Genomic DNA, 11,698 nt, shown 5'->3' with positions numbered 1-11,698 from the left:
TGGCCGCCCGCCGTCGTACGCTTTAACTCAGTATCCACCCAACTTTTTAGGGGAAGACATGACCGAGAAGGTCAAGCTGCTCAGCCACGTCGAGGCAATCAACTGGAACCGCATCCAGGACGACAAGGACGTGGACGTCTGGAACCGCCTGGTCAACAACTTCTGGCTGCCGGAGAAGGTGCCGCTGTCCAACGACATCCAGTCCTGGGCCACGCTCACCCCGGATGAGCAGCAGCTCACCATGCGCGTGTTCACCGGCCTGACGCTGCTGGACACCGTGCAGGCGACTGTCGGGGCTGTGTCGCTCATTCCTGACGCGTTGACCCCGCACGAGGAAGCCGTCTACACGAACATCGCGTTCATGGAGTCGGTGCATGCCAAGAGCTACTCCTCGATCTTCTCCACGCTGGCTTCCACCAAAGAAATCGACGAGGCCTTCCGCTGGTCCACCGAGAATGCGAACCTTCAGAAGAAGGCGCAGATCGTCATGGACTACTACCAAGGCGACGACCCCTTGAAGCGCAAGGTGGCTTCCGCACTGCTGGAGAGCTTCCTGTTCTACTCTGGCTTCTATCTGCCTATGTACTGGTCCTCACGGGCCAAGCTGACGAACACGGCCGACCTGATCCGCCTGATTATCCGCGACGAGGCCGTACACGGCTACTACATCGGCTACAAGTTCCAGAAGGGCCTGGAAGGCCTGTCCGAGGAGCGCAAGCAGGAGATCAAGGACTACACGTTCGAGCTGCTCTTTGAGCTGTACGAAAACGAAGTCCAGTACACCCACGATCTCTACGACTCCGTCGGCCTGGCCGAGGACGTCAAGAAATTCCTGCACTACAACGCCAACAAAGCCCTGATGAACCTGGGCTACGAGGCGATGTTCCCGGCCTCCGTCACCGACGTGAACCCGGCCATCCTGTCGGCGCTGTCCCCGAACGCGGACGAGAACCACGACTTCTTCTCCGGGTCCGGTTCTTCTTACGTCATCGGCAAGGCTGTCAACACCGAGGACGAGGACTGGGACTTCTAGTCCTCTCGGTTGCCTTTACATTGTGACGGCTTAGACCGCCGCCACCTAAATGCCCGGCGTTTCGAAGACGCCGGGCATTACTGTTCCCAGATTGGCATGGAACCCTCTAGCAAATCGTCAATTACCGCCGGGAGTTCACTTGGCGACGAGACAAGGACCTGTATCGCATATGGAAAACCATCAAACTGGAAAAACTCCGGATGCGCGTCCAGACAGAGTGGAAAAGTCGACTGGCAGGAGGGTACTAATCCAGATTGGGAGCCTGTTGGCAATCGCACTGGTCTCCATATTTCTGCTGGCCAAGGTCACTGTTAGCCCCGAGTTCGTAAGCCCAATGAAGGACGCTCTGGACTCGCAGCAATCTTCGGCTCTGGCAATGGCGGGCTCGGCTTCGGGTCTCTCAATTGTGCTCGCAGCTGTGCCAACTGACGCTACAACCCCTGTGGCGAACCAGTTGGCGAATCTAAGTTCCTTTTTCGTCATCAGTATCGCTGCCATCATTCTCCAGAAGGCCCTCATATCGGTCGTCGGCTACGTCTCCTTCACGTATCTCATACCTCTCGCCTGCGGATTAGGGATCACCTACCTAATCTTCAGGAAGGAAGCTCTGCGAATTATGGCAGTCAAGTTGGCTGCGCTCGGCCTGATCATCGTCGCGGTTATCCCAGCCTCCCTCGCGGTTGGAGCAGGGATAACCGACTCATACGAGAAATCCGTTGAGGAGACCGTAGCCGCAGCTGACTCCACAGCAGAGAAGGTGGAGGCGCTTGCCTCACCGAAAGAAGTCCCAACGGGTACGAGCGGCAATGTCTTCGACCAAGCCCAGGAAGCCCTTGAGGGCGCCGTGCAGTCAGTGACTGGGACTATTCAGGGTGGTCTGACCGCCGTTGAAGACGTCAAAAACGAGGCAGTCGCTTCGCTGAACTCGTTTGTGGAGCGGACCGCCCTGCTCATTGTCACCACCTGCTTGATACCAGTTTTGACGGTTCTCTCTTTCGCATGGCTGGTCAAGCTTTTTTTGGGCATTGATACCCACGTTGGAAGCACCGGGCGATCGTTGCACTCCATGACGGCTCGGAGTATCAGAAGGGCTGGCCGAACCGTGGGCGACGGGATAAGGACCGGCCGGATGTCTGCCGAACGTCGCGAGAGCTAGGAGTTCCAACTCGTCCTTTCCAGGGAGGAATGATGGATAACGAGAGAGGTACCGGGCAGGCGCGGTAATCTGCCAGAGCGTCACCAGCAGATGCCCCGGGTCACTTGAAACTCAGGATCGTTGAAATTGGCCCAACTGGAGGGGCGATTGCAGTCCAACGACCACATGCCGCTGATTTGGACTCGAACTCGCGCAAAGTGATGCCGATTTCGCAGTCGCGACGAACCATAACCAGGACCCGGCAAGGCCGGACTAAGGGAACGTGAGTGGCGCCTCGCTTTACGTGCTGACCGCAACGCTTGTCCACCGTGCTCATAGGGCAGGCGGCCGTGGTGCACCGTCCTCGCCCGCCTTCGACAGCGTGAAGATCCCGTACCGCATCGCACCGGTGCGGTAGGCCAGAATCAGGCGGGGGAGACTCAGCATGAAGACGCGATTGCGAGCGCGGAGGGCGAAACGGCGGGTCTCGCGCTCGAGTACCAAGGCTTTCAGAACCCGCAGGGCGCAGATTGTCCAGGTCCGGGCTACGCGGCGGCTCACATCCTCATAGCCGGTGATGGCAAAGCCTGCTGCCCTTGCCATCGCCTCGTATTCCTCGCGCGTACCCATCGAGGGCAGGCGTCCTTCACGGCAGATTGGCTCGAGCAGGTGGCGGACCTTCCAACCGTTGGCTTCGGATTCGGCGAGCCACGCGCAGATGACGAAGCGCCCGCCGGGCGTCAGGACGCGATGTGCCTCAGTGAAGAACCGGGGCTTGTCCACCATGTGCTCACTGGACTCGATCGCCCATGCGGCATCGGCCGAGGCATCGGGCAGCCCGTTGGCGAGCCAGTCGCGGAGCTGGATGTACACATCGGGTACAGGATGCTCGGCGGCGTAGCGGACCTGCTCAGCGGAGAGCGTGAAACCTGTAACGCGGATCCCGTGTGTCGCTGCAAGCTGCCTTGCCGTGGAGCCGTAGCCGCAGCCGATATCGACGCAGTCCTCGCCGGGTCTGAGGCCCAGCCGGTCACCTACGGCGTCGACGAGTGCCTCAACGGCCTCGACAGGCGTCTCGCGACCCGTTGCCCACAGCCCGTGATGGACATGATCGCCCCACAGACGACGATAGACGGGATCGAGCTCGTCGTAGTGATCTGCGACGGCTACGGCGTCCTGGGAGATATCGGGAACGATCACGCCCTCACCCTACAAGGCTGATCCGTGCCAGTGGAAGGTTCTTCTCCGGGACCCGCAGCTTCCAGGTATGCAGCCAACGGCCCTGGCGAGCCAACCTGATCTTGTTACCCATCGGAAACATGCTGCTCCCTGTTCGAAATAAATGCTCCATATGGTGGAATCCTCCGGTGCGATGGTGCCACCGGAATCGGCCGCATCCCGATATGGAGAACAACATGAACAGCATTCAGGAACAGGCCACGGCCCACCCTTCACGCAGGACCCTACTAATCGGAATGTCGTCACTTGGCCTGTTGGCCCTCACCGGCTGTGGCACGGAATCGGCGGCCGCGCCGGGCTCTTCGTCTGCAGCCTCATTCGGGCCACTTGAGGTCCAGCTGTCATGGCTTAAGAATGCAGAGTTTGCCGGCGAGTACTTTGCCGACTCCCAGGGCTACTACAAGGAAGCCGGCTTCCCGGAGGTCAACCTGATTGCCGGCGGCCCTGGCGGTGCCTCTGCCGAGACCATGGTTCTGTCGGGCAAAGCCCTGGTGGGAACGTCATCACCCGTAGGCGTGGCCCCGGTGATCCTCAATGAAGGCGCGCCGTTGAAAATCATCGGAACCACCTACCAGAAGAACCCCTTCACTATCGTCTCGCTGGCTGGCAATCCGATCACGAAGCCCGAAGACCTGATCGGCAAAAAGATCGGTGTACAGGCCGGTGTCAACGAGACCCTGTTCGATGCGCTCCTCCAGGTCAACAAGATCGACGCCGGCAAAGTCACGAAGGTGCCGGTCCAGTATGACCCGCAGCCGTTGATCAACGGCGATGTCGAAGGCTTTTTCGCGTACCTGACCAACGAGGTCCTCACGCTGGAACTCGGTGGACACACGACGGCGGTGCTGCCGTTCGCAGACAACGGCCTGCCGTTCATCGCGGAAAGCTTCGTAACGACGGAAGACTCCATCAAGGACAAGCGTGCCGAACTGAAGGCCTTCCTGCTTGCTTCCATCAAGGGCTGGAAGGATGCCGTGGCGGATTCCGAGGAGTCCGCGCGCCTCGCCGTCGAGGTTTACGGAAAAGAGCTTGGCCTGAGCATGGACAAGGAGAGGGGCCAGGCTGAAGCGCAGAACACCAAGCTGGTCACAAGCGACGAAACCGACGCCAACGGCCTGTTCACCATCTCCCAGGAGCTGCAGGAGAAGAACATCGAGATCCTCAAACTGGCCGGGTTCGACACCACGGCGGACAAGATTTTCGACATGAGCCTCCTCGAAGAGGTCTACGAGGAAAACCCGGGCCTGAAGTAGCTGTTGAATACCCAGGCAAGGACTGTGGACATGGAAACAAACGTTGAGACCTCCCCGTCGCCGGACACCCGGTTCCTTTCGGGCACTGGCATCAGCCTCAAGGAGCTGGGCAAGACCTTCACCTCAGGCCGTCGCGAGGTGGTGGCTCTGGAGCAAGTCAATCTGAACACGTCCAGGGGATCATTCCTGTCCTTGCTTGGGCCTTCGGGGTGCGGCAAGTCCACCATCCTCAGGATCCTGGCGGGGCTGGAGAAACCGGGCACCGGTCAGGTGCTGGTGGACGGGCTCACTCCGGCAGAGCTCCGCGCCGGGAACGAACTCGGTATCGCTTTTCAGGACTCGGCGCTGCTGCCCTGGCGCAGCGTGGAGGCCAACATCCGCTTGCCTTTCGAGGTGGCGGGAAAACCGGTGGACCAGGGGATGGTGGACGAACTGATCGGCTTGATCGGCCTGAAGGGTTTCGAACAGGCCAGGCCGGCAGAACTTTCCGGGGGCATGCGCCAGCGTGTGTCAATCGCCCGTTCGCTTGTTCTCAAGCCCTCGGTACTGCTCCTGGATGAGCCGTTCGGTGCCCTCGACGACATGACCCGGCAACGCCTGAACCTGGAGCTGCTGCGGATCTGGACTGAGAAGCCGGCCACCACGCTCATGGTGACCCACGGTATTTCCGAGGCGATCTTCCTCTCGGACGTGGTGGCCGTCATGAGCGCCCGCCCTGGACGCATCAAGGAAATCATCACCGTGGATCTGCCACGCCCACGCACCCCGGAGATGATGCGCACACCGGAATTCCATGCCTACTGCGACCGGGCTTCCGAACTGCTTTTCGGTGACGTCGGGGCAGCAGCGGAAGCGGCGCACTGAAATGGCCGGCACTGAGATGGCCGGTACCAAGGTGACCGGCACTGGCAGGCTCGCCAGTCTCTTGGCCCGCCGTGACAGTCTTCCGCCGTGGAGCTTCGGCCTCGCCGGCGTCCTTATCGCGCTGGCCCTGTGGTGGATTGGCGCGGTAACGGTGCTGGCAGGCGTCGGGGCCTCCGCCGACGGCAGGGGTGGAGCCATCCCGACCCCGTTCGACGTCGGCCGCCAGCTGTTTGCCGACGGCTTGGGTTTCTACTGGCCCAACGTGAACGTCACTGTCACGGAAGCCGCCGTCGGCTATTTCTGGGGCAACCTGGCGGGCCTGCTGCTGGCTGCAACGGTTCTGCTGGTTCCTGCCTTCGAACGGCTGGTTACCCAGCTGGCGGTGATCAGCTACTGCCTGCCAATCGTGGCGATCGGCCCGCTGGCATTCATCATCATCGGCTCACCCGGGCGTGGCGAGCCGTCGGGGACTGCGGTGCTGTTGGCGGGCATTTCAGTCTTCTTCACTACCGTGGTGGGTGCCGTGTCCGCACTCAAAAGCGCCGACAAATCCAGCCTTGACCTCATTGCGGTCTATGGCGGCGGCCGGCTCAAACAGCTGCTCAAGGTCCAACTCATGTCTGCGCTGCCCGGTATTCTGACGGCCCTCAAGATCGCGGTCCCGGCCGCCGTTTTGGGCGCGGTACTGGGTGAATACGTAGGCGGCGTGGACCAGGGGATAGGCCCGGCGATGGTCAATGCCCAGCAGAACCTGCAGATTGCGCGGGCATGGGGCGTTGCGTTAGTGGCCGGACTTGTTGCAGGCCTTGGCTATGCAGCCCTTGGCGGCATCACCCAACTGCTGGTGCCATGGTCCGCCTCAAGCGCCAGCATACGAAAAGGAAGCTCGAAATGACCGGATCGCTCCTGAAGGGCCTCGACCAAAGCCTGATCAACCTGGTGGTGTCACTGGGAGTGGTTGTGCTGCTGTGGATGGGACTGCTGCAGTTCTTCCAGATCTCACCGTTCGTAGGCAAGGGCCCGCTGGATGTGTTCAGCTACCTTTTCACGGTGCCCGCCGCGGAGGCGAACAGGACTTCAATCCTCCTGAACCTCGGCCAGACACTCATCGATGCCTCCATTGGCTTCGCTGCGGGCATCGCGGGAGCAGTGGTCATTGCGGCCTTGTTCGTGGTGTTCCGCGGCGTGGAACATGCCCTCATGCCCATCGCCATGTTGCTGCGTTCCGTGCCCCTGGTGGCATTGGCGCCCATCATCATCCTGATCTTCGGACGCCAGGAACCCGCAGTGGCGGCCATCGGTGGCATCGTCGTGCTGTTCCCGGCGCTGGTGACCGTAGTGTTTGGGCTTCGCTCTGCGTCGCCAGCCATGCTCGAGCTGATCGAGGTGTACGGCGGATCGCGCTGGACCTCCCTGGTGAAGGTGGCGCTGCCGTCGTCGTTGCCCGCGTTCTTTACGGCCCTGCGGATCTCCATACCGGGAGCCATCACAGGTGCCCTCCTTGCTGAATGGCTCGCGACCGGCAAGGGAATCGGCTACGCCATCATCTCCGCCGTGTCCCGGGCCAAGAACAACGAGGTGTGGGCCGCCGTCGTGGTCATCACACTTGCGTCGATCATCCTGTACTCCTTGGTCTCGCTTCTGGAGCAGATGGTTCTGCGCCGCGCGGGTCACACTAGCGAAAACTAGCCCGCCAAAAGGTGATACACCCACGTGGCAGGTGACAGTTTGGATACACCTGTAGCCAAGGGGATGCCTGGAGGCGGAGACTGATCCCATCCAGGACAGCCTGGGGGCGGCACGCCGACGTGTGAGCACCAAAGGGGACACCATGAGTACACCCGCTTCTGATCCATCCGGCTCCCGCCCGCACGCATTCGGCTGGATGCCGCATGGCCGCCGCCGCTGGATCGCCGGGTTGCTGGCACTGGCACTCGTGGTGGTGGCCGTCGTCGCGATCTTCAACCTCAATGCCAATCTCAACCGCACCGGCACTGAAGCGGTGCCGGTTGCCACGCAGGACCCGTCACCGACGGCGACGCCGTCTGTGACTCCTTCCGAAACACCGCCGCCGGCTCCGCCGCCCCCGCCGCCTCCGCCACCACCCATTGCGGAGCTTCCGGCCGAGGCGATGAACATCCTGGTGGTGGGCAGCGACAGCCGCGGAAACGCACGCGACGAGGCTGCGCACACGGCAAACACCGGTCAAGGGTCGGACCATCGCTCGGACACACTGATGGTGGTCCACGTACCCGCCGACCGGCGGAGCCTTTCCGTCGTCTCCATCAACCGCGATCTGTGGGTGGATATCCCCGGCTACGGCGGAGCCAAGATCAACGCTGCACTGCAGCTTGGCGGCCTGGATCTGGTGGACCGCACGGTTGAGCAGCTGCTTGGTATTCAGATCAACCACACCCTGATGATGGACTTCAATGGCTTCCGCGCGCTGATCGACGGCCTGGGTGGACTCGACGTCAACGTGACGGTGCCGTTCCAGTCCACACACGACACCCAGCAGTACTTCCCACCGGGAGTAAACCATTTGTCCGGCCAGGCCGCCCTGGAGTTCGCCCGTGAGCGGTACGCGTTCGCGGATGGCGACTTCCAGCGGGTCCGCAACCAGCAAACGCTGCTGAAGGCCATCCTCTCCCGCTTCACCACCAGCGGCGGCTTGCACGATGTCACGGTGGTGCGGTCACTGGTTCATTTTGCAGCCTGCTGCCTCACCGTCGACGGCGGCTTCGACCCCGTTCAGGCGGCCATCCTTGCGTACAGCCTGCGGAACCTTGATGCCAACGCGATCGGCACCATGACACTTCCGACGGCGGGAAGCGGCTTTATCGCCGGCCAGTCGGTTCTGCTTCCGGACTACGGCTCCATTAACGCGGTAGGCGCGGCGCTGCGGGAAGGCCGGATCGGCGAGCTTGCCCGGCCGTAGGGGGCGGGGTCCACGCCTGTTAAGGCGACACCAGGTGTAGGAATTCAAAAAGGCTGAATCAGGTGCAGTGCAGAATTTTGAGCAACTGTTGCACCCGCTCCGGCTGTTCGACGTGCGCGAAATGGCCGCAACGATCAATAGTGGCGGTTTGGAGGTGCGGAATCATGCTGCTCAGCCGGCTGAGGTCAGATGGCGGGGTGAACACGTCGCTGTCTCCCCGGATGGCGAGCGCCGGGCAGCATATGCCGTGCCATTGGCTGAAGTCATAGCAGGCTGCCGCCTTGGCAGCAGCTGAGAAGCTGGCCGGCCTGGCGTCATGGCCGAGCCTGCGGATCACGTCCGGGGAAGCGGCTGTGGGATCAGCGAAGAACGGTGACATCAGCGGTCCCATGACGGGGGTGGCACTCACGGCCCGTACCAGGGCTGACCCTGCCGGGCCAAGGGCGGCCAGGGCGCGCATCAGCAGCAACATGCCGACAAATGCCGGATTCTTGAACAGAGTGCGCAGTGGAATCCGGGCTGCCTCCGCAGCAGCGAATGTCGTGGCCGAAATGGTCGCCACGCTGGCCGTTCGGTCAGGTGATGCCGCGGCCATATGGAGCGCCAGGAATCCGCCCATCGAGTGGCCCACCAGGTTCCATCGCAGGTAATTTAGCGAGCTCAGTATCCCGGTCACAGCCTGTGACGTCGCTTCAAGGCTGAGGCTTTCCATCCGGGCGCCTTGGGTGGACTCGCCCCAGGCCGGCAGGTCAATCAGCACCCTGTCCCGCACCGGCGTCCCGGAAAGCAACGGGCGGAAGGTGGCCCAGGTTCCCGCAGCACCATGCAGGTAGACGTCCGCCACGCCGGAGGCGACTGACCGGTCACCGATGCTCCGTTGCACACGCACCATGCACGGACCCAGATCGGTGGGAAAAACCTGCTGCGTCATAGTGGCCGCTTCCGGGACGGCGACTTCCTGCTCAACGATGCTGATCAACTCCTGGGCCTCGGGCTTCCCCTTTTATTCGTAGCCGCCCGCCTCATGGACGGTGTCGGCTCGTTGAGGGTACTTATTTCGCCCGTGACGATATTCCTCAGAACAGCGGCCAGGGCATGGCGGGCATCTCACCACTCGGAGCCGGAAACCGCCCTGCCATACGCAACGTTTCACAGCGCGCCGAGAGCGAATCGATTTCTTCGGCGCTGAGCAGGTCCGCCAGGTTTCGGCCCAGCTCGCCGTGCAGTCCTTCGCCGACACGATTGACGCCGTCGAGTTCCTCAGCTGTCAGTGCGTCTCCGAGCCATCCCCACAGCACAGTGCGCAGCTTGGGGTCGCTGTGGAAGGTAAGCCCATGGTCCACGCCGTGCCGGTGTCCGTCGCCCATGGCAAGGATGTGATCGCCTTTGCGGTCGGCGTTATTCACGACGACGTCGAACACGGCCATGCGTCTGAGCGCCGGCGTGTCCTCGTGAATGAGGGCGACCATCCGTCCCTTCTCATCCTGACCCTCGAGGACGTGTTTCCAGCCGGTCTCCGGTACGTCATCCATCGCGACGAGGTCCACCGCATCCTGGTCGGGGTCGGTCACCTGCCAGAGCTGCACCATCCCTTCGCCCAACGGACCGTCGCGCAGCCAGGTGCGAGGCACCACGTTCCAGCCGAGGACCTCCGAGACCAGATAGGCGGCAACCTCCCGGTGGGCAAGGCATCCGTCGGGAAAATCCCACAGCGGTTTCTCGCCCCGTATCGGCTTGTAGACGACCGTCGTGTCGCCGATGCTGCCCACAAAAGTGGCGTTTGACGCCGTCGTGATGCGGCCGGTGAGAGTCAGCTCGGCGGTCAGCAGGTCGGGCGCCGGCATCAGACCTCGGGAAGGGCGCAGGTGTGCCCGTCGGCGTCGATGGGCTCCCCACAGATGACGCAGATTGGACGCCCGGCGCCCACCACCTCACGGGTGCGCTTGGCGAAGGCCCGCGCAGTGCCAACCGGCATGAGCACCCGCAGCACTTCGGACGCGTCCTCATCGTCATCAGGGAAGGCGCCGTCGGGCTCGATAGCGGGGATCGGGTAGGCCTCGATGACGATTTGCGCCGTCGTCGGATCCCATCCCAGGGACATGACCCCAGCTCGGAACTGCTCCTCGACAGCCTCGAGCTGGTCATTGTCGACAAGCTCAATGGGAGTACCGGTGGGAACGCTGAAGGGGTTGCCCTCGAGGGTGATGAGCTGATCGAGAACTTCGTCGATCTTTTCGGCGAGCTGGGCCGACTGCTGCTTCTCCAGGGCGATGCTGACGATCTGCTTCCCTGTGCGCACCTGCAGGTAGAACGTGCGCTGTCCCGGATCGCCGATGGTCCCAACGACGACCCGGTCTGGCCAGGCGAACTCGTGAACGGTTGTAGGCATGGGATCTATTTTAGGCTCATCGGGCCGGTGGCGCCGTGTGCCCGGCGCCACCGCCGACCGGCGCATCGTCGGAGCCGGTGCTGTTCGACAGCCATGAGAGGTCGCCGGCGTCGGTATTGGTGGCGTATACGCTCGGCCGGCTTGCACCGTAGCGCACGATCGACGCGGAGGCGGGGCCCACGTTGATTCGCTGGAACAGGTCAAGGTGCATGCCGAGCGCATCGGCGAGGATGGACTTGATGATGTCGCCGTGACTTACGGCCACCCACACGGCTCCGGGCCCGTACTCGGCTTCCAAGGCCGCATCGTGGCGTCGGATCGCAGCCACCGCGCGAGCCTGCATCGCGGCCATGGATTCACCGCCGGGAAAGACGACGGCGGACGGCTGCGACTGTACAGCCGACCACAAATCTTCGGTCGCGAGATCATTGAGCGTGCGGCCCTGCCACTGGCCGTAATCGCACTCGATGAGATCGGGATCGACAGTGATATCGACCGGCGCGAACGCTGTGTCGGCACGTCGGTCGAGGATGAGCTGGGCGGTCTGCTGACATCGCTCCAGGGGACTTGATACCACCGCGACGACGGGCACGGCCGCAAGCCGGTCTCCGGTTATAGCCGCCTGTTCCTGCCCAAGCTGGTCCAGGCTGACGCCGACGGCCCGCCCGGCCAGCAGCCCGGTAGCGTTGGCTGTGGTGCGGCCGTGCCGCACGAGGATAACTGTCGCCATCCACCCAGCCTAACCACCCGCTCGAGCAGCAGCGGCCTGGTGAGTACAGGTGGGGGTGTGCCTCAAGGGATAGAGCGCCGGTTTGCCAGAGGTGATTCACATTCAGTTTGCAAAGCA

12 protein-coding genes are annotated in these 11,698 nt (G+C 62.5%); 7 read left to right on the top strand and 5 right to left on the bottom strand.

Going from position 1 to position 11,698, the window contains the following annotated elements:
• Window positions 1-58: 58 nt before the first annotated feature.
• Complete coding sequence (nrdF, locus tag AC50X5_RS00825) at window positions 59-1,033, top strand: class 1b ribonucleoside-diphosphate reductase subunit beta (protein ID WP_494974313.1); 975 nt, start codon at window positions 59-61, stop codon at window positions 1,031-1,033.
• Between the two features lie 169 nt (window positions 1,034-1,202).
• Complete coding sequence (locus AC50X5_RS00820) at window positions 1,203-2,189, top strand: hypothetical protein (protein ID WP_494974312.1); 987 nt, start codon at window positions 1,203-1,205, stop codon at window positions 2,187-2,189.
• Between the two features lie 312 nt (window positions 2,190-2,501).
• Here AC50X5_RS00820 and AC50X5_RS00815 read toward each other — a convergent pair whose 3' ends face one another.
• The gene (locus AC50X5_RS00815; protein WP_494974311.1) at window positions 2,502-3,368 is read right to left on the bottom strand and encodes an SAM-dependent methyltransferase; all 867 of its coding nucleotides are present in this window, start codon (window positions 3,366-3,368) and stop codon (window positions 2,502-2,504) included.
• 275 nt (window positions 3,369-3,643) lie between these two features.
• Here AC50X5_RS00815 and AC50X5_RS00810 point away from each other — a divergent pair, with 275 nt between their 5' ends.
• The 5 genes from AC50X5_RS00810 to AC50X5_RS00790 all read left to right on the top strand — a co-directional run bounded on the left by AC50X5_RS00810 (window position 3,644) and on the right by AC50X5_RS00790 (window position 8,462).
• Entirely contained in the window at window positions 3,644-4,660 is a 1,017-nt protein-coding gene (locus AC50X5_RS00810; RefSeq protein ID WP_494974310.1) for an ABC transporter substrate-binding protein, read from the top strand.
• Between the two features lie 30 nt (window positions 4,661-4,690).
• Complete coding sequence (locus AC50X5_RS00805) at window positions 4,691-5,524, top strand: ABC transporter ATP-binding protein (RefSeq protein ID WP_494974309.1); 834 nt, start codon at window positions 4,691-4,693, stop codon at window positions 5,522-5,524.
• 1 nt (window position 5,525) lies between these two features.
• A complete protein-coding gene (locus AC50X5_RS00800; protein WP_494974308.1) occupies window positions 5,526-6,419 on the top strand; it encodes an ABC transporter permease in 894 nt (297 codons plus the stop codon).
• Complete coding sequence (locus AC50X5_RS00795) at window positions 6,416-7,213, top strand: ABC transporter permease (protein WP_494974307.1); 798 nt, start codon at window positions 6,416-6,418, stop codon at window positions 7,211-7,213. Before AC50X5_RS00800 ends, AC50X5_RS00795 begins: the two co-directional genes overlap by 4 nt.
• 142 nt (window positions 7,214-7,355) lie before the next feature.
• Window positions 7,356-8,462, top strand: a complete 1,107-nt coding sequence (locus AC50X5_RS00790) for an LCP family protein (protein ID WP_494974306.1) — start codon at window positions 7,356-7,358, stop codon at window positions 8,460-8,462.
• Between the two features lie 58 nt (window positions 8,463-8,520).
• On the opposite strand, the gene AC50X5_RS00785 is transcribed toward AC50X5_RS00790, so the two are convergent.
• The 4 genes from AC50X5_RS00785 to AC50X5_RS00770 form a co-directional block, all read right to left on the bottom strand.
• Entirely contained in the window at window positions 8,521-9,441 is a 921-nt protein-coding gene (locus tag AC50X5_RS00785; RefSeq protein WP_494974305.1) for an alpha/beta fold hydrolase, read from the bottom strand.
• A 97-nt stretch (window positions 9,442-9,538) separates the two neighbouring features.
• Entirely contained in the window at window positions 9,539-10,306 is a 768-nt protein-coding gene (locus AC50X5_RS00780; RefSeq protein WP_494974304.1) for an SCO1664 family protein, read from the bottom strand.
• Window positions 10,306-10,851, bottom strand: a complete 546-nt coding sequence (locus AC50X5_RS00775) for a DUF3090 domain-containing protein (RefSeq protein ID WP_494974303.1) — start codon at window positions 10,849-10,851, stop codon at window positions 10,306-10,308. The genes AC50X5_RS00780 and AC50X5_RS00775 overlap by 1 nt, the downstream gene beginning before the upstream one ends.
• Before the next feature lie 16 nt (window positions 10,852-10,867).
• Entirely contained in the window at window positions 10,868-11,581 is a 714-nt protein-coding gene (locus tag AC50X5_RS00770; RefSeq protein WP_494974302.1) for an MSMEG_4193 family putative phosphomutase, read from the bottom strand.
• Window positions 11,582-11,698: the final 117 nt, after the last annotated feature.

It is taken from the genome of Pseudarthrobacter sp. MDT1-40-2, assembly GCF_059383595.1.
Note: the sequence above shows the minus strand (reverse complement) of the source record. Positions and strands in the feature narration are given on the sequence as shown.

Coding starts and splice junctions, on each gene's coding strand:
- nrdF (WP_494974313.1), top strand. CDS start 59: ATGACCGAGAAGGTCAAGCTGCTCAGCCACGTCGAGGCAATCAACTGG.
- AC50X5_RS00820 (WP_494974312.1), top strand. CDS start 1,203: ATGGAAAACCATCAAACTGGAAAAACTCCGGATGCGCGTCCAGACAGA.
- AC50X5_RS00810 (WP_494974310.1), top strand. CDS start 3,644: ATGTCGTCACTTGGCCTGTTGGCCCTCACCGGCTGTGGCACGGAATCG.
- AC50X5_RS00805 (WP_494974309.1), top strand. CDS start 4,691: ATGGAAACAAACGTTGAGACCTCCCCGTCGCCGGACACCCGGTTCCTT.
- AC50X5_RS00800 (WP_494974308.1), top strand. CDS start 5,526: ATGGCCGGCACTGAGATGGCCGGTACCAAGGTGACCGGCACTGGCAGG.
- AC50X5_RS00795 (WP_494974307.1), top strand. CDS start 6,416: ATGACCGGATCGCTCCTGAAGGGCCTCGACCAAAGCCTGATCAACCTG.
- AC50X5_RS00790 (WP_494974306.1), top strand. CDS start 7,356: ATGAGTACACCCGCTTCTGATCCATCCGGCTCCCGCCCGCACGCATTC.
- AC50X5_RS00780 (WP_494974304.1), bottom strand. CDS start 10,306: ATGCCGGCGCCCGACCTGCTGACCGCCGAGCTGACTCTCACCGGCCGC.
- AC50X5_RS00775 (WP_494974303.1), bottom strand. CDS start 10,851: ATGCCTACAACCGTTCACGAGTTCGCCTGGCCAGACCGGGTCGTCGTT.
- AC50X5_RS00770 (WP_494974302.1), bottom strand. CDS start 11,581: ATGGCGACAGTTATCCTCGTGCGGCACGGCCGCACCACAGCCAACGCT.